We start from the raw sequence: 17,398 nt of genomic DNA, 5'->3' as shown, positions 1-17,398 counted from the left end.
TAATCTAAATGTAACAGCGGCTTTAAAAGCGTTTCATTAACTAAGGGCACGGTTTGAGATGAATTATCATTAAATTCTCATATATGAAAAATAACTTAAATAAAAATAAACCTTGACATTCTTTTCTAATCATATTATTATAAAAACATCAATTAAATCGAAATATAAGGAGGCGAAACCATGCTAACGAAAAAGATGATTGTAGCAAATAAGTCATTTAATAATAATACCAATTCAAATTACAATAATAATAATCGAAATAGTAATAATAATAATTGTAATTCGTATGGGTATTTCTTTAGCGTGGTAACCGCCTAAAACTAACTTGTATCCATACTTAATCGGAAGTGTGGATACCCTTTTAAATTCTGTAATACCAAAAGGACCCGCATTTCACTTAAAAGATGCGAGTCCTTTTTATTTCAATCAAGTTATTATTGCCCCGTAGTTCAATGGTAGAATACCGCACTGTTAATGCGTAGGTTGTTGGTTCGAGTCCAACCGGGGCAGTTGCTTCCCACTTTGGGAGCATAATTAGATCACTTCATTGCTCAATAGTTCAATGGTAGAATACCGCACTGTTAATGCGTAGGTTGTTGGTTCGAGTCCAACTTGAGCAGTTGTCTCCCGCTTTGGGAGCATAATTAAATCTTACTTTCTTGCCCCGTAGTTCAATGGTAGAATACCGCACTGTTAATGCGTAGGTTGTTGGTTCGAGTCCAACCGGGGCAGTTGCCTCCCGCTTTGGGAATCATAATTAGATTACTTCATTGCTCAATAGTTCAATGGTAGAATACCGCACTGTTAATGCGTAGGTTGTTGGTTCGAGTCCAACTTGAGCAGTTGTCTCCCGTTTGGGAGCATAATTAAATCTTACTTCTTGCCCCGTAGTTCAATGGTAGAATACCGCACTGTTAATGCGTAGGTTGTTGGTTCGAGTCCAACCGGGGCAGTTGCTTCCCACTTCGGGAGCATAATTAAATCACTTCATTGCTCAATAGTTCAATGGTAGAATACCGCACTGTTAATGCGTAGGTTGTTGGTTCGAGTCCAACTTGAGCAGTTGTCTCCCCTTGGGAGCGTAATTAAATATCATTTTCTTGCCCCGTAGTTCAATGGTAGAATACCGCACTGTTAATGCGTAGGTTGTTGGTTCGAGTCCAACCGGGGCAGTAAGAAATCCCATGCTGTTGATCTCAGGCATGGGATTTTTGTTTGGAACTATTTAATTGCGTTCAAAGCATGGGTAAAGCAGTTTAGTGAACAGTTGATTTCAGCCTTGATAATTGAGTAATTATAATCAACATCTTTTTCAGTAATTTGATCTAGTGGGGTCGTATTCAAAAAGTTAACGAAGCGGTCAATATCTTTAATCACATTACTTTTTTCATTCGTACCATCCAAAGCGTTGATAATGTGAGAACGGGTTCTCCGTAATGACGTTAAAACCTCTGTTTGTCTTGCTTGATCCATCATAAAATCCCCTTTCATAACTATCTTGTTAATATTATAAATAGAAATGAACTTTTAGCAATTAATTAGCACACAACCTATCTATTCAATTTCAATCCCCTTCGTTCTTAAATTGGCTAAACACTCTGCCAGGTACGCTGCATCGTGTTCGGGATAGATCGGCGTTGTTAGATCAACTGGTGGCAGGTCATGATATGGCTCACAGGTACTGCCACGGTAATTGGGATCTGCCCACCGTTCGTCTGGGTGATAACCACGCCGATGCATTTCAGCCATTACCAATTCATGAAATTGAAATAGCTTATACGGCGAATAGTTAAATACATAATCAACGGTCGCATGCTTCTTTCCCCATCCATTTCCGCGTAGTGCACACGCTTCACGGTGCTGACCTAATAATTGTTGGCGGGGGAGTTTGGTAATCAAACTCTGGTGCCAAAGTCGCATCTAAGCGTCCCTCCTTAGTTCTTGAATTATTCTGGAATCCAACAGATAATCCACTTGATATTTATCAGTCAGCGTCACTAAAAACGGTCCCAATCGATCATCATCTGGGGTTAATTGATCCAACAACTGAACGTATTGGTTCCGTTCTTCAGGAGTCGCCACCTTCTTAAAGTAGCCCCAAACATGCTGGTATGAAGTCGTAAGCGTCGCCTTCGTCGGCTGGAGATGCTCTAAATCCAAAAGGAGCTGTTGATACTCAATACGCTTGGCAGCCGTCCAATCATTATTCTTAGCCAGTTGGCGAATATGATTATACGCCTGTTGAGAATGCGCCATTACCCAATATTTATTGTAGGCCCAATCTTTTTGCCATTGTTCCAAGTAAGTCACCATCCCATCTTATGATAAAAAAATAACAGGTAATAGTGACTTAACACCGTTTACCTGTTATCATTCTTAGCCGATATTCTCGATTCGTTTGTTTCTACTTATATAATACCGCAACCTAACAAAATGTCAAGCTAACCTGGAATTTATTTAATTGTTCCAGAATCAAATTCATATTAATATAATCTTGAATGGGGTTGTGCTAAACTAAAATCAAAATCTTAAATAGTAAGGTGATAAGTATGTCATACAAAAATGATGATGACGATGTTGATAACATCGATGATTTAAATGATATTTTTGATGAAGATAATTACAGTGATGAAGACGCAGATCCACTCGAAGATTTGAGTGGTGATGGAAACCGAGTTGTTAATGATAACGCTCCCGATGATAACAACGACAATTGGGACGATAACGACGATGATACGACCGATGACTTTGACACTGACACTGCCGATGATGATGATCGTGACATCACGGATGACATTGGCGAAGATACTGCCGAAGATCGCGATGACTATGACAATCCAGTTGACGACGATCCTGACGATTCTGATGAACAAAATTTTAATAACCCAGACGATACTGATTCCTGGGAATAAATAATGGAGGAAATTTAGAATGGAATTCTTTGAATTAAATGATGGTAACAAGATGCCAGCGGTTGGTTTTGGGACTTACAAGTTGACCGATCCCGCTAACACTGCTGACATCGTTGATGATGCAATTAGTGCTGGTTACAGATTGATCGATACTGCACGGGTATATACTAATGAAGCTTTAGTTGGCCAGGGAATCAAACAAAATGGGATTCCACGTGACCAGTTGTTCGTTACTTCCAAGGTTTGGATCAGCGATAACGGGTACGATAAGACCAAGAAAGCGATTGATAGTTCCCTTGAAAAATTACAATTAGACTACCTCGATCTCTACCTCATTCACCAACCTTATGGTGATAACTATGGTTCCTGGCGGGCAATGGAAGAAGCGCAAACTGCTGGTAAGATCAAATCGATCGGGGTTTCTAATTTCCCTGATTATCAAATTACCGATCTAGCTCAATTCAACAAGGTTAAACCAGCGATCAACCAAATCGAAATCAACCCTTGGAACCAAGAAAAGGCCACGGTCGATTACCTTAAGAGTTATGGCATCCAACCAGAAGCCTGGGCTCCATTTGCGCAGGGGTACGACCATATCTTTACTAACCCGACCCTTTCGCAAATTGCCGAAACTCACGGTAAGGGCGTGGGTCAAGTAATGCTCAGATGGTTGTTCCAACGCGGCATCGTTTCAATTGCCAAAAGTGCCAAACCAGAAAGAATCAAGGAAAACGTTGATATCTTTGATTTCAGCCTTTCCGATGATGAAATGAAACAAATCGATGGACTTGACAGAAAGGACGGGGTCTCAGCTGACCATACCGATCCCAAGACGGTCTTACGACTCAGTCAATACACTAATAACTTAAACGGTTTAGACTAATTTAAAAACCATTTCCGGAAATTCGGAAATGGTTTTTTGTTTAATCATGTTGAAGATAGCGATACGCTTGTTGCCCTGCCTGACGACCAAAAATGACGGTTTCTGCAATCGAGTTCCCACCAATTCGGTTATCACCATGTAAACCACCGGCTACTTCGCCACCAGCGAACAATCCTGCAATTGGCTGCCCATCGTGATTCAGCACCTGGGTCAGTTGATTGACCTTTAAGCCCCCCATCGTGTAATGAACCGCTGGGGCAACGTGGATCGCAAAGAATGGGGCATGGCTCAATTGCCGCTCCATTCCCGTCCTTCTCCCAAATGATTCATCGAAATGATTTACGACCGCGTGGTTCCATTGTTCAACGGTTGATTGCAACGTTTCTGGATCAACGCCGATATTTGATGCTAGTTCGGCTAAACTAGGGCCATGTTCCACCAGCCCAATTGAGTCGTAAAATTCAATTGCCTTTACCTGTTCACGAACTCCCTGATCAAAAATTAGATAGGCACTCTTATCCGCCAGCCCATTGATTGCAGCGGTAACGTTCTTTCGGGTCGCTAGCTCATTTACGAACCGTTTCCCGTTCGCATCAACTAAAATTGCTCCCTCTCCGCGCACCACCTCACCGATTAAAAAGGCATGGTCGTTATCCTGCTGAACGGTGGGATGGACTTGAATTTTATCCATGTCAACAAGGGCCGCTCCAATATCGGTTGCTAATTTGAGCCCATCGCCAGTCGCCCCAGGTTGATTCGTGGTGCGGTAGTGAACGAGGTCGGGCCGATACTTTGCAATAACGGACTTGCTAGCGCCAAACCCCCCCGTTGCCAGAATCACGGCAGATCCGTTAATCTGCTTTTGGGATCCATCGGTTAGCTCTGCAACCACCCCAGTCACCTTATCAGCATCTTTAATCAATTTTTGAACGGTGACTTGATTAAAAACTGGAATGTGGGCTTTTTCAATCAACTTTAAAAGCGAAGTGACTAAGAAATTACCAATTGGGGCCATACTGCTAGGACGGTGCGTCCGCTTCGTATTCATCCCGCCAGTGATCGTAACATCATCCAATTTAATTCCATGGTCGGCGAGCCAGTCAATTGCCAATGCCGCGTGCGTTGTAAAGTAATGCAGCATCGCTTGGTTGTTCTGCTTGTCCCCGCCAATAAAGGTATCGTTGTAAAAAGCATCAAAACTATCCACGATGTGATGATTTAACTGCACCTCAGTTTCGGCAGCATTCATCCCTGATGATGCCCGATTGGTATTCCCACCGAGTTGACCCATCTTTTCTAAAATCACTGGATGTAACCCCAACTCATATGCTTGTAATGCAGCGACCAACCCAGTTGATCCAGAACCAATCACGATCAAATCGTACTCATTAGCAAGTTCTGCGATTGGATTGGGATTAAAAATAAACTTTGCCATTAAAATTCCTCCTGCGTAATTATTAATTCCATTTAATCATAAATTGATTCAAATTGCTGATTGAGCGTTTTTGTTTACACATGTAAACCGAAATGGTATATTATACCCGTAGAGCAGTTCGATAAAGGAAGTGATATGGTGAATGATACAGTTAGTATTACTAATTCTGAATGGTGCGTAATGCGAATCGTTTGGACGCTAAAGCAGTGTACGAGCAGAAGCATCATTGATGAAATGGAAAAACAGAACCGCTGGAAGCCGTCAACTACCAAAACGTTAATCACTCGGCTCAAGAATAAAAACTATCTGAACACTAAAAAGAACGGCAGTGGATACATCTACTCACCAAACATTAGTGAAAAGGATGCCATGAATGCTGTTTCAGTCGACTTATTCAATAACATGTGTGAGATGAAAGTGGGCAAAGAAGTCGGGACGATTATCGATAATTTTTCGATCAGCAAGGATGATATCCAAATGTTAATCGATAAATTGAACGAAAAGAAGAAAACGGCTCCCGATAAGGTTCAATGTAACTGTTTAGATGATCAATACATGAGATGTGGAGATGACATGGAATGAAAGACGATAAGATGAATGGTATGAAAATGAATGATAAGGATATGCAAAAGATGCACCATGATGATAAGCATGATAGCTGCTGTACGGTTGATGAAAATGGTCATAAGCACTGCAGCCACGACCATCAACACCATGATGACAAGGATTCAGAAGACAGCGGTAATGACGATCAAGACCACCACGGTATGAAAATGAATCACGATGATCATGATATGAAAGGCATGGACATGGGTCATGGTCACCATGATATGAAAGGCATGGACATGGGTCATGGTGATCATGATATGAAGGGCATGGACATGAGTCATGGTGATCATGATATGAAAGGCATGGACATGGGTCATGGTGATCATGATATGAAAGGCATGAACATGGATCACGGTCATCATGATATGAAAGGCATGGACATGGGTCATGGTCACCATGATATGAAAGGCATGGACATGAGCGGTGGCGGAATGATGATGATGCATGGTGGCCACATGATGAACATGGGAAATCTAAAACAAAAGTTCTGGGTCTCCTTTGTCTTAATGATTCCAATTTTGATCATGTCACCAATGATGGGCATGAAGCTGCCCTTCCAGTTCTTCTTTAAGGGATCGGATTGGGTCGTTGCCATTTTAGGGACCATCTTATTCTTCTATGGTGGCAAGCCATTCTTTAGTGGTGCTAAGGGTGAATTAGAATCGAAACAACCCGCCATGATGTCATTAATTTCAATGGGGATTTCGGTTGCGTATGTTTACAGCCTTTATTCAGTGATTCACAATAATTTATCTAATAGTGGCACGATGGTCAGCAATTTCTTTTGGGAATTAGCTACCCTGATCGTCATCATGTTATTGGGGCACTGGATCGAAATGAATACGATCATGAATGCTGGCTCCGCCGTTGATAAACTTTCTAATTTATTGCCTAACACCGCCAGTGTGAAGCAACCTGATGGTAGCTTTAAGGCGATTTCATTAAATGACTTAAAAAATAACGACATCGTGTTAGTCAAAGCTGGTGAAAAAATTCCAGCCGATGGTGTGATTATCGATGGTAGTGGTAAGGTCAACGAATCGCTAGTTACTGGTGAATCCAGAAGTGTTGACAAGAATGTCAATGATAAAGTGATCGGTGGTTCTACCAATGATGATGGTAGTATTCAATTCAAGGTTACAGGGACTGGTGATTCTGGCTACCTTTCCAAGGTAAAGGACTTAGTTTCCAGCGCCCAAAACAGTAAGTCGAAGAATCAAAACCTTGCTGATAAGGTGTCTGGCTACCTCTTTTACGCTTCATTATCCATCGCCATTGTTGCATGGCTGATTTGGAGCTTCGTAAGTGGTGTTTCATTTGCCACTACCACTGCCGTTACCGTTTTAATTATTGCATGTCCCCATGCATTGGGGCTGGCAATTCCACTGGTCGTTTCACGGACGACAGCCCTTGCGGCTACCAATGGATTATTGATTAGAAATCGGGATGCATTGGAAGGAACCAAGAAGTTAAAATATGCACTAATGGATAAGACTGGGACACTAACCCAGGGGCAATTCAAGGTCAACGTGGTAAAGAGTCTTTCTGATTCACTTTCAGATGACGATGCCCTTAAGTTGATTGCTAGTGCCGAACAAACTTCTAGCCATCCGTTAGCCAGTGGGATCTTAGCAGCTGCTAAGGAACGGAAGTTGCAGCTAGAAAGTGCCGAGAACGTTAAGCAAATTACTGGTGCTGGATTATCAGCAACCATTAATGGCCAGGATTACCAAGTGGTTTCTAGTAAATACCTCACTGAACAAAAGATTCAATTTGATGAACAACAATTCAACCAAGTTGCTTCACAGGGGAATACGGTTAGTTATTTAGTTGCTAATGGTAAAGCTCTTGCCCTAGTTGCTGAAGGTGATCAAATCAAGCCTGATTCAGATAAGATGGTCAAGTACTTGATTTCCCAAAATATCCAACCTGTAATGTTGACTGGTGATAATGCGCAAACTGCGAATAAGGTTGCCAAAACGCTTGGTATCACTAAGGTGGAAGCTAATTTGAAGCCAGAAGACAAGCAAAAATTAGTTACCAAGTATCAACAAGCTGGTGCCGTCATGTTCATTGGTGATGGGGTCAACGATGCCCCCAGTTTGGCTAAGGCTAACTTAGGAGTTGCGATCGGTTCTGGGACTGACGTTGCGATTGATTCAGCCGATGTTGTTTTAGTTAATAGCGATCCAAAGGATGTCATCGCCCTGTTGAAACTCGCTAGATCATCTGAAGATAAGATGGTCCAAAACCTCTGGTGGGGAGCTGGATATAACATTATCGCCCTCCCATTAGCCGCTGGTATCTTAGCATTTGCTGGAATCATTCTAAGCCCGATGGTTGGAGCAATTTTAATGTCAATGAGTACGGTGATCGTTGCCATCAATGCAATGACCCTGCATATCGAAAAATAAGTTGCTTTTACTTGATGTTTAATAAAAAAGGGTTAGGATAGATATTGACAAGGACGTTTGGATATATCGATAAAAACGAAGCCAATTAAATGGCTTCGTTTTTTTTATGTTCTAAAAAATTTCGAAATTAGATTTAAAATACGTTATACTAAGTTTGTTAATCCAATATAATATTTCATAATTAAGGGGTCCTTTGTATGAGCAATCATAAATTTTTAATTACCAGCATTTTAGCATTTGTAACTTTGTCCAGCTTTAAAGTAACTGAAAGTGCTCAAGCAAAAGAAACGATTACATACCAATCAAAAGTTAAAAAAACAACCATGTACAATAGTTTACCCACCTCTAAAAAGGTAAAGGGGAAAAGCAATTACAAGCTCTCTGGGTCATTCTCATCGGCATCGATTGCTTCGGTTCATGGGGTCAAATACGCACTCCTCACTAAAAATGGTAATAAAGTCGGCTGGTTCAAATTAAGTACTCTTAATAAGATCACAACTAAGACAACTACCGTTAAGAAAAAAACAAACTCAAGCACTAATACAACAAAAACATCTACCGCAGTTCAAAACACGAATAGCAATCCATCAACGGATACAAATCAGACAACCAATACCGATCCGAATGCATCCACTGCAATCCCTAACATGGATTACAGTAACGCAGCTAGCAATAACCCAAGTAGTACCGTTTTAAGTTTAATGAATCAAAGTGGCGTTAACTGGGACGATCCTAATACCCTTTCCGCAATTTCTCAATCAGCACTCAACCAACTTAACGCAATTAGAAATGCTTCAGGGATTGCTTCACTAACGATCAATGACCAATTAACTAAGATTGCTCAAATGCGGGCACAACAAATTGCATCTAACTTCAATCATCGGGATGCGAACAACAACCTAATTGCATATGATGATGCACAACAACTAGGCCTTGATATTAATAAGCACTCTACTTTCCTTGCTGAAAATCTGGGGAAGTCCTTCTACGTTGGCGGTGATACCCCCGCTTCTGTTAGCAACAAAATTATCACTGCCTTTCAAGCTGAGGGTCCTGAAAATGGTGACGGTAATGAACATGGTCACTACGTCAATGACATGGATTCAAATAATAAGGAAGTCGGGATTAGTTTTTATCATGCTGCTGGTACTAATGATTTATATATGGCAATGGAATTTGGTAATTACTACAATTAAATATGATTAAATATAAAAAACGGGCTGAGTCGCAAGCAATTGCGCTTCAGCCCTTTTATTTTAGTAAGTTATCAAGGTCCATCACTCAATCTCGATTTGACATTTTAATAAATCCATATATAATTAAAAACTAATTAGAATCAATTATCAATTTTAATTTTAATCACATCTAAATTGATAAAACTAATGAAGGAGTTGTTCACATGGCAAACGAAAATAAGCATTTAACAAAAGAGGAGCGTAAATATTACGCAAAAGCTTCCAGAATTAAATACTTTGACATCGTTATCAAATCTGGTCAGGGAGCCATTTTAACGGATGCTGACGGTAATAAATACATTGATTTATTATCCAGCGCATCATCCACTAATACTGGTCATTCCCATCCCAAAGTTGTAAAAGCCATTCAAGATCAAGCTGCTAAGCTAATTCAGTATACCCCCGCTTACTTTGCGACCGAACCGGAAACTAGGCTTGCAAAAAGATTGGCTGAAATTGCGCCGATCAAGGGGGCTGCTAAGGTTACCTGGGGAAATTCAGGTTCAGATGCTAACGACGCAATCATTAAGTTTGCGAGAGCCTATACAGGACGTCAATACATAGTTAGCTTCACCGGTGCTTATCACGGCTCTACTTATGGTTCCATTACAACATCAGGCGTGAGCTTAAACATGACTAGAAAAATCGGGCCATTGTTACCTGGTGTTGTAAAGGTGCCCTTCCCTAGTCCTTGGTACAAACATGAAGGTGAGACTGAAGACGAATTTATCGATCGAATGTTCGAAGCCTTTAAATTACCATTTGACACTTACTTACCCGCTGATGAAACAGCGTTAATTGAAATCGAAGCCATTCAAGGTGATGGTGGATTTGCTAAGGTCCCAGAAAGATACATGAGACAGGTAGCTGAGTTCGCCCATGAAAATGGCATCTTATTAGCAATCGATGAAGTTAACCAAGGGTTAGGCCGAACTGGTAAAATGTGGTCAATTGACCACTTCCCAGATATCCATCCCGATCTAATTGCAGTTGGTAAGTCAATTGCTTCGGGATTACCACTCAGTGCCGTAGTGGGACGGAAGGAAATTATGGATTCATTAGGAACCCCTGGGAATGTTTATACGACTGCTGGAAATCCGGTTTCAGCAGCAGCAGCTCTTGCTACTTTAGATGTTATTGAAGAAGAGCACCTCGTTGAAAGAAGTCATGAACTCGGTCAATATGCCGAACAGTACTTCCAAGACTTAAAAAAGCAATTCAATTTCATCGGGGACGTACGATTATACGGTTTAAATGGTGGAATTAACATCGTTGACCCTAATACTGGAAAGGCAGATGATAAAGCAGCAACTAAGTTAATTTATCGCATTTTTGAACTAGGAGCGTTAATGATTACCGTTCGCGGTAATATTTTAAGGTTCCAACCTCCGTTAGTCATTACTAAGGAAGAACTATACGAAGGATTAGAAATTATAAAACATGCCATGAATGATTTAAAGAATGGTATAATTAAAGATTCAGCGGCCTTGAAAGGCATTGGCTGGTAAAAATAAAAGGAGTTTTGTGTATGTCTGTTTGGAAAAAAATGAATGAAAAAGTGGACTTCCGCTTTTATCAAAAGAAGGATCAGGCCCTCGAAAAGAAGCTAACCGTTAAGGATTTCTTGGCATTAGGACTTGGGACCATCCTTTCCACTTCAATCTTTACGCTTCCAGGAATTGTGGCTGCGCTACATACTGGTCCAGCGGTTGTGTTCTCATATTTAGTTGCTGCCATCGTTGCTGGTTTAGTTGCCCTAAACTATGCTGAAATGGCGTCATCATTACCATTTGCCGGATCCGCTTATTCATGGGTCAGCGTGGTGTTTGGAAAGTTCTGGGGCTGGATCGTCGGTTGGGCGTTGCTAGCTGAATACTTAATTGCCGTTGCCTTCGTGGCATCTGGGCTCTCCGCCAATGTGAAGGGATTAATTTCACCATTAGGTTGGAAATTACCTAACTCCCTCGCATATGGACTAGGAACTAACGGTGGGGTCGTTGATATTATTGCCGTCCTAACCGTTGCAATCGTTTCTTTCATCCTATTCTTGGGTGATGATAAGAGTTCTAAGGTTGCTAACCTATTGGTTGTACTTAAGTTACTTGCCATCGTTACGTTTATTGTGGTTGGTGCTACTGCCATTAAGGCGCAAAACTACGTTCCATTTATTCCTGCTAATAAGCCAGGAACTGATTTTGGTGGTTGGCAAGGAATCTACGCTGGTGCTTCAACCATCTTCCTATCCTACATTGGGTTTGATTCAATTGCTTCTAACTCTGCTGAAGCTAAGAACCCTAAGAAGACAATGCCTCGTGGTATCATTGGTTCATTGATCATCGGTACGATTTTCTTCGTCTTTGTTTCATTAGTATTGGTTGGAATGTTCAAATACACTAACTACGCTAACAATGCTGAACCAGTTGGTTGGGCATTGAGACAACAAGGTCACGTAATCATTTCTTCAGTTGTTACTGCAGTTGCCGTTCTTGGAATGTTCACTGCATTGATCGCCATGATGATGGCTGGTTCACGTTTGATCTACTCATTTGGTCGTGACAAGATGCTTCCTAAGGTTGCTGGTAAGCTTAACAAGAACCACTTGCCAAGCGTTGCCCTTTGGATTATCACAATCGTTGGAATCGTCATGGGTGGGGTTTTCCCATTCACATTCTTGGCTGAATTGATTTCAACTGGGACTTTGATCGCATTCATGTTCGTATCCCTTGCAATGTACCCACTTAGAAGACGTGAAGGTAAGGACTTGCCAGTTGCTCCATTCAAGGCACCATTTTACCCAATCTTCCCTGCCCTTGGTTTCTTGGGTTCACTCGCCATCTTCTTAGGGCTTGATTACGAAGCTAAGGTTTACTCCGTCGTTTGGTTCATCATCGGGGTAATCATTTACTTCACTTACAGTATCTCACATGCTAATTCAGCAATTCCTGATCAACGGGATCAAGAAACTAGCGAAGAAGTTAAATAGTTAAATCGATAAAGACCATCACATTTTTAATGTGGTGGTCTTTTTGTGTATAATTTAAATTTAAGGATGTGATCACTATCGGAGTTTACGAAAAAAAGGCCAACCAAACTAGAACTAAACTAATTGATGTAACCTTAGAATTACTGACCAAGCGCCCGCTAAATCGAATTTCCATCAATGATATTGTTAACCAAGCCGGCGTTAACCGCAGTACCTTTTATCGCTACTTCGTTGATAAGGAAGCGTTAATTGAATTCTATGAAGATCAAATGATTGAAAAATTAGAACAGCAACGTTATCGAATAATTGATCATTTTCAAACCACCCATTCCCTATTTGATGAAGATAACATCCGTGGCATTTTCGATATTTTTGCAAATGATCAGCATAACCTTAGCATTTTAATTAGCCCCAGATCACAAAGCGGCTTTCACGACCGTCTTGAAAATAAGCTATTTGATATGGTTAAAAATTCCATAAGAGAAATCAATCCCAATCGTTCTGATTCAGAAATTGATTTAATTTGTAGCTATCACGCTACGGGATTAGTTGGGATCATTAAACTTTGGTTGAGTAAGCCCCAGTATAGTGAAGAACAAATTTTATCCTTTATTAACATTGTGACCAACAAAGGGATTTTTAATTTGTTTTGAAAATAAGACATTTATCGTAAATTGATGATTGAATCACCTTTAGAATAATTTAAGATAGTATATAGAATCTTAAATTAATTCAAAGGGGATCATTAATATGTTCAAAGTTATTAAGAGTAAAGCATTCTGGCTATACGTCATTTTAATGATCGTAGTCCTTGGACTATTCTCAGTCGCACAGGTTGGTACCAATACCACCATGAAGATGAAACAACTTCCAGTCGCATTGGTAGATAGTTCAAACGGCACGACCAGTAATAAAATTAAAAGTCAGTTGGAGAAAAAGTTTGATAAAAAATCCGCTGCAATTAAGTGGGTCAAGGTCAAGAATGAGTCAGAGCTAACAGATGGCTTTAAGAATAAGAAGTACTACGGGGCAGTGGTCATTAAGAATAATTTTGATGATAACTTAACTAGTCAACAAAATTACTTGAAGGCAACGGTTATCAGTCAAAAACTCACTGCTGCTCAACAAAAGACGACTCTCCCAGCACAAATGCAAGCTCAACTGAAAGCTGCTACCGCTGAATTAAGTAACAAGCCTGCAGCTGCTGAAATTAACGTCATCATTAACCAAGGGATGAACGCGACTGCTGCTAACACTTTAACCACTGCCCTTACAAACATGGGACAAGCATTGAACCAACGGGTGACTCAACAAAAACAAGCTGCACTTGCCAAGCAGAACGTTTCATTAACTGCCGCTCAATGGGCTGCCGTCAACAACTCGATTAATGTAAAAACGACCACTGTTCATAAGATTCCAAGTAAAAGTGCCCATGGTGTTGCTCCAATGCTACTCGTAGTGCTCGCTTGGTTTGGTTCTATGGTGCCAGCAATTCTACTATGGCGTGAACACAAGAAGGCTAGTCCAGATGGCCACTTCTCAGTTTCTGAAATTAACAGTCAAATGTTATCTGGTGCAATTATGTCGGTTGTACTATCATTTACCATTTACTTCTTGCTCAGCGCATACGGCGTTCCGTTCCCGAATGTTAGCCAGGCAATTCTATTGCTATTCTTCAACATGTTCGTATTCTACCTAATTCAAACCACAGTTCTAGACTGGACCGGGTTAGGTGGTTGGCCAATTCTAATTGTGGTTTGGATCTTCTCCACTTCAATGATGAGTTACGCTCCAGAAATGCTGGGTTCATTCTACAGAACCTTCATCTACAGTTGGTTGCCACTACGCTTCAGTCTCCAAATGTTCAACAACTCCCTTTACTACCAAAGCGGATCTGCAACAATGGCCCCTGCGGTATGGGTAATCTTGATTATTGGAATTGTGGCTGCAGGTCTAATCTACCTCTCAAGTATCTTGAGACGGAAGGAAGATAACGCACCAAGTATTTAAAATTAATTAACCTGATACAATCCAAAAAGCGTCCACAAGTTTGTAAAAATAACTTGTGGACGCTTTTTAATTTTAATTGCCAAGTAAATATAACGATGCCCCAGTTAAGATCAAACCGAGAATCAATACCCAAATTCCAGCTTTCAGTACCTTGCCACCCCATCCATCCCAGGCTGGCTTATTTCTAAGGGCACGGAATTTAAATAGTGACCAGCCGACGCTAACCATAATCACTCCAACCAATAGGATGAGGTATGAAATGATGATGGCAATGCTTTTAAAATAGTTGATTATTAATCATTCCTTTGTAGTGTAATGATAATAGTTTAACATAGTTCTAACGATAGGAATTTTTATATAAATCGTATGATTTTTGGCGAAACAAAAAAGCCGCCCCAAGCTTTTGGCGAAGTGATACGGGCGACTAATTGTTATAGTTGTTTGTAAACTGAGTCACTGCTCTTAAAGCAGCTTGCTAATTAAGGAGTCCTGACTGCAATCAGGGCTCTTTATTTATCTATATGATATAGCTTCGTTGAGTAGAAAGTCAATTTAAAAGTTTTGATCTAATTCAATATTTACATATGGTATAATTATTTTCAATTAGCATTTAGTTTTGAGGGCGGTGGCTCGGACTTTGATTGGAGGTGATGCTTATGCATCATAAATCTAATGGAAGGCAACGAGTTAGTTACGATGAACGCTTACCAAGCGTTATCATTGTTGATACAAGAACTATCGTTGTTGTTTACGATGTTCGTGTATTTTAACGATCGAAAGTAACAAAAAAGCCGCCCCAGACTTTTGACGAAGTGAAGCGGGCGACTAATTCTATTTAATTTCTTGTTAAACTGAGTCACTGCTCTTAAAGCAGCTTGCTAATTAAGGAGTCCTGATTGCACTCAGGGCTCTTTTATTTATCTATATGATATAGCTTCGCTGAGTAGAAAGTCAATTTAAATGTTTCGATTTTAAATAGCAAATAAAATAACTATCAATTGAATCAATGTACTAAATAACGTACAATTACTATAAACAATCCACAAGGAGGACTGGTAAAATGACGCTAGCTATTACCCAAAGCAACTTTAGAAATGAACTAAAAAAATATTTAGATCAAATTAATAATGAAAATGAAACTATTTATGTAACTAGAAGTAATAATAAATCGATTGCAGTGGTAAGTCAGGAAAAATTAAATTGGCTTGAAAAGTTTGCTCAATCAGAACCAGATACAAAAATGCATGCCATTGCGCGTGACCAATTAATTCGCCAGGGAATCATTGCTCCTGATCCGATTGTTAAATCTAATGATGAGTACTGGAATCAGTTTTAATGGCAAAATTAAGATTTAGACCTAGCCCCGAGTTTAACCGAAACCTTAAAAAGCTGGCTAAGCTTGATAGATCAATAGTTAGCGAAGTTCGTGATGCCATTGATGTACTTTTAGATATGAATAGTTTGCCAGAGGAATTCAATGATCATCAGTTATCTTACCAACTAAGCGATTACAGAGAATTTCACATTAGAGATACTCCTAAGGGAGGTAAATCAAATCCATTAAATGATATTATAGTAACTTATTCTATTAACTATGGTGATTTAATTGTAACTGCTATCAACATTGGTACTCATGATGAAATGTTTGGTGATAATTAATTTAATAAAAATTAACAGTTACACTATTAATTAGTAAGCATTAATTAAACCAATCACTAGCAAGTTACAATCAAAACAATAATATATTCGTGTAGTTCAACGATCGAAAGTAACAAAAAAGCCGCCCCAAGCTTTTGGCGAAGTGATGTGAGCGGCTAATGCTGTTTAATATCTAACTGAGCCACTGCTTTTAAAGCAGCTTGCTAATTAAGGAGTCCTGACTACAATCAGGGCTCTTTATTTCTCTATATGATATAGTTTCGTTGATTAGAAAGTCAATTTATATCCTTCTGCGTTTTATTAATTCATCTTACTTCTCATACAACTTCACCAACCCCTGGGTTCCATCGTTGCCCAGGTTCATTTGATCGACCACCTTTTCGTAGAGTGACTTGGCCTGCTCAGTTGCTGGAAGTGGCACATCCATCTTTTCGGATTCCTGCAGAGCAATCCGAAGGTCCTTCAAGAAGTGCTTCGCCGCAAACCCAGGCTTGAAGTCGCCTTCTAAAATCCGTGGCCCGTAGTTATCCAGGCTCCAGTTGTCCCCACTACCTTGGGAAACGGTCTTGACCAACGCGGTCAGGTCCAACCCGGCCGCCTTCCCGTAGGCCAACATCTCAGATAATCCAGTCATGGTTCCGGCAATCATGATTTGGTTGGCCATCTTAGTGTGTTGCCCCTTGCCATGGTCGCCAAACAGGTTCACATTGCTCCCCATCGCGCTTAGAACTGGCTTCATTTCGTCAAAAACAGCCTGCTCACCACCCACCATGATGGTCAGCGTCCCGTTCTTAGCACCAACATCACCACCAGAAACTGGTGCATCCAGGGTCTTAATTCCCTTGGAATCAGCAGTTTGAGCAATTTTAACTTCCAAACTCGGCTTACTGGTGGTCATTTCAATCAACGTTTGGCCCGCCTTGGCAGATTGAAATAACCCGTCTTCGCCATAGTATACTTCCTCAACATCCTGTGGGAACCCAACGATCGTCAACACTACGTCGACTTCAGCTGCTAATGCCTTGGGGGTATCTGCCCACTTAGCACCTGCATTCATAACGGTTTCAGCATGTGCTTTCGTCCGATTATAAACGGTTACGTCATAATCATGCTTGAGTAAGTTGAGAACCATCCCAGTTCCCATCACTCCAGTCCCAATAAATCCAATTTTCATTTGAACGCCCTCTTTAATTTATTTGATGCCCATATTATATGCGTTCAAATTCATTAATTTCAATCAATCTGCTTTCAAACCAAA

General features: G+C 40.5%; 18 protein-coding genes and 7 tRNA genes. 19 read left to right on the top strand and 6 right to left on the bottom strand.

Annotation, left to right across the window (positions count from 1 at the left end; translation table 11 throughout):
• Positions 1 to 180: 180 nt before the first annotated feature.
• From ACSVI6_RS01650 to ACSVI6_RS01615, 8 genes are all read left to right on the top strand, one after another.
• Entirely contained in the window at positions 181 to 318 is a 138-nt protein-coding gene (locus ACSVI6_RS01650; RefSeq protein ID WP_491716992.1) for a hypothetical protein, read from the top strand.
• A 120-nt stretch (positions 319 to 438) separates the two neighbouring features.
• Positions 439 to 510 (top strand) — tRNA-Asn (locus ACSVI6_RS01645).
• Between the two features lie 38 nt (positions 511 to 548).
• Positions 549 to 620 (top strand) — tRNA-Asn (locus ACSVI6_RS01640).
• Between the two features lie 40 nt (positions 621 to 660).
• Positions 661 to 732, top strand: a tRNA-Asn gene (locus ACSVI6_RS01635).
• A 39-nt stretch (positions 733 to 771) separates the two neighbouring features.
• A tRNA-Asn gene (locus ACSVI6_RS01630) sits at positions 772 to 843 on the top strand.
• A gap of 38 nt (positions 844 to 881) precedes the next feature.
• Positions 882 to 953: transfer RNA gene (locus ACSVI6_RS01625), tRNA-Asn, on the top strand.
• 38 nt (positions 954 to 991) lie between these two features.
• A tRNA-Asn gene (locus ACSVI6_RS01620) sits at positions 992 to 1,063 on the top strand.
• A gap of 38 nt (positions 1,064 to 1,101) precedes the next feature.
• Positions 1,102 to 1,173, top strand: a tRNA-Asn gene (locus ACSVI6_RS01615).
• Between the two features lie 48 nt (positions 1,174 to 1,221).
• Here ACSVI6_RS01615 and ACSVI6_RS01610 read toward each other — a convergent pair.
• The 3 genes from ACSVI6_RS01610 to ACSVI6_RS01600 all read right to left on the bottom strand — a co-directional run bounded on the left by ACSVI6_RS01610 (position 1,222) and on the right by ACSVI6_RS01600 (position 2,301).
• Positions 1,222 to 1,473: a hypothetical protein gene (locus ACSVI6_RS01610; protein WP_491716991.1), complete on the bottom strand. Its 252-nt coding sequence runs from the start codon at positions 1,471 to 1,473 to the stop codon at positions 1,222 to 1,224.
• An 81-nt stretch (positions 1,474 to 1,554) separates the two neighbouring features.
• Positions 1,555 to 1,920, bottom strand: coding sequence for a TIGR02328 family protein (locus tag ACSVI6_RS01605; protein ID WP_491720815.1), 366 nt, complete (start codon positions 1,918 to 1,920; stop codon positions 1,555 to 1,557).
• Positions 1,921 to 2,301, bottom strand: coding sequence for a YbgA family protein (locus tag ACSVI6_RS01600; RefSeq protein ID WP_491720814.1), 381 nt, complete (start codon positions 2,299 to 2,301; stop codon positions 1,921 to 1,923).
• 248 nt (positions 2,302 to 2,549) lie between these two features.
• Here ACSVI6_RS01600 and ACSVI6_RS01595 point away from each other — a divergent pair, with 248 nt between their 5' ends.
• Positions 2,550 to 2,912 carry a hypothetical protein gene (locus ACSVI6_RS01595; RefSeq protein ID WP_491716988.1) on the top strand — a complete coding sequence of 121 codons (363 nt, stop codon included), beginning with the start codon at positions 2,550 to 2,552 and terminating at the stop codon, positions 2,910 to 2,912.
• Between the two features lie 19 nt (positions 2,913 to 2,931).
• The gene (locus ACSVI6_RS01590; RefSeq protein ID WP_491716987.1) at positions 2,932 to 3,795 is read left to right on the top strand and encodes an aldo/keto reductase; all 864 of its coding nucleotides are present in this window, start codon (positions 2,932 to 2,934) and stop codon (positions 3,793 to 3,795) included.
• 40 nt (positions 3,796 to 3,835) lie between these two features.
• On the opposite strand, the gene ACSVI6_RS01585 is transcribed toward ACSVI6_RS01590, so the two are convergent.
• Positions 3,836 to 5,230, bottom strand: coding sequence for a flavocytochrome c (locus tag ACSVI6_RS01585; RefSeq protein WP_491720813.1), 1,395 nt, complete (start codon positions 5,228 to 5,230; stop codon positions 3,836 to 3,838).
• Between the two features lie 138 nt (positions 5,231 to 5,368).
• On the opposite strand from ACSVI6_RS01585, the gene ACSVI6_RS01580 reads away from it, so the two are divergent.
• The 7 genes from ACSVI6_RS01580 to ACSVI6_RS01550 all read left to right on the top strand — a co-directional run bounded on the left by ACSVI6_RS01580 (position 5,369) and on the right by ACSVI6_RS01550 (position 14,481).
• Positions 5,369 to 5,812 carry a CopY/TcrY family copper transport repressor gene (locus ACSVI6_RS01580; protein WP_491716985.1) on the top strand — a complete coding sequence of 148 codons (444 nt, stop codon included), beginning with the start codon at positions 5,369 to 5,371 and terminating at the stop codon, positions 5,810 to 5,812.
• Positions 5,813 to 6,204: 392 nt separating this feature from the next.
• On the top strand, positions 6,205 to 8,253 hold the full coding sequence (locus ACSVI6_RS01575; protein ID WP_491717270.1) for a heavy metal translocating P-type ATPase: 2,049 nt from the start codon (positions 6,205 to 6,207) through the stop codon (positions 8,251 to 8,253).
• 197 nt (positions 8,254 to 8,450) lie between these two features.
• The gene (locus ACSVI6_RS01570) at positions 8,451 to 9,449 is read left to right on the top strand and encodes a CAP domain-containing protein (protein WP_491720812.1); all 999 of its coding nucleotides are present in this window, start codon (positions 8,451 to 8,453) and stop codon (positions 9,447 to 9,449) included.
• 203 nt (positions 9,450 to 9,652) lie between these two features.
• Positions 9,653 to 10,996, top strand: a complete 1,344-nt coding sequence (locus tag ACSVI6_RS01565) for an aspartate aminotransferase family protein (RefSeq protein WP_491716983.1) — start codon at positions 9,653 to 9,655, stop codon at positions 10,994 to 10,996.
• Positions 10,997 to 11,016: 20 nt separating this feature from the next.
• The gene (locus tag ACSVI6_RS01560) at positions 11,017 to 12,471 is read left to right on the top strand and encodes an APC family permease (protein WP_491720811.1); all 1,455 of its coding nucleotides are present in this window, start codon (positions 11,017 to 11,019) and stop codon (positions 12,469 to 12,471) included.
• Positions 12,472 to 12,539: 68 nt separating this feature from the next.
• Positions 12,540 to 13,124 (top strand): TetR/AcrR family transcriptional regulator, encoded by a 585-nt coding sequence (locus tag ACSVI6_RS01555; RefSeq protein WP_491720810.1) that lies wholly within the window; start codon positions 12,540 to 12,542, stop codon positions 13,122 to 13,124.
• Positions 13,125 to 13,221: 97 nt separating this feature from the next.
• Positions 13,222 to 14,481 (top strand): YhgE/Pip domain-containing protein, encoded by a 1,260-nt coding sequence (locus tag ACSVI6_RS01550; RefSeq protein ID WP_491720809.1) that lies wholly within the window; start codon positions 13,222 to 13,224, stop codon positions 14,479 to 14,481.
• A gap of 72 nt (positions 14,482 to 14,553) precedes the next feature.
• On the opposite strand, the gene ACSVI6_RS01545 is transcribed toward ACSVI6_RS01550, so the two are convergent.
• The gene (locus ACSVI6_RS01545; protein ID WP_491720808.1) at positions 14,554 to 14,724 is read right to left on the bottom strand and encodes a hypothetical protein; all 171 of its coding nucleotides are present in this window, start codon (positions 14,722 to 14,724) and stop codon (positions 14,554 to 14,556) included.
• Positions 14,725 to 15,541: 817 nt separating this feature from the next.
• Here ACSVI6_RS01545 and ACSVI6_RS01540 point away from each other — a divergent pair.
• A complete protein-coding gene (locus ACSVI6_RS01540; protein ID WP_491716978.1) occupies positions 15,542 to 15,817 on the top strand; it encodes a type II toxin-antitoxin system Phd/YefM family antitoxin in 276 nt (91 codons plus the stop codon).
• Positions 15,817 to 16,140 carry a type II toxin-antitoxin system mRNA interferase toxin, RelE/StbE family gene (locus tag ACSVI6_RS01535; RefSeq protein ID WP_491720807.1) on the top strand — a complete coding sequence of 108 codons (324 nt, stop codon included), beginning with the start codon at positions 15,817 to 15,819 and terminating at the stop codon, positions 16,138 to 16,140. Before ACSVI6_RS01540 ends, ACSVI6_RS01535 begins: the two co-directional genes overlap by 1 nt.
• A 310-nt stretch (positions 16,141 to 16,450) precedes the next feature.
• Here ACSVI6_RS01535 and ACSVI6_RS01530 read toward each other — a convergent pair whose 3' ends face one another.
• Entirely contained in the window at positions 16,451 to 17,314 is an 864-nt protein-coding gene (locus ACSVI6_RS01530) for an NAD(P)-dependent oxidoreductase (protein WP_491720806.1), read from the bottom strand.
• Positions 17,315 to 17,398: the final 84 nt, after the last annotated feature.

This window comes from Nicoliella sp. ESL1106, assembly GCF_058509965.1.
This window is presented reverse-complemented; position numbering and strand designations above follow the sequence as displayed.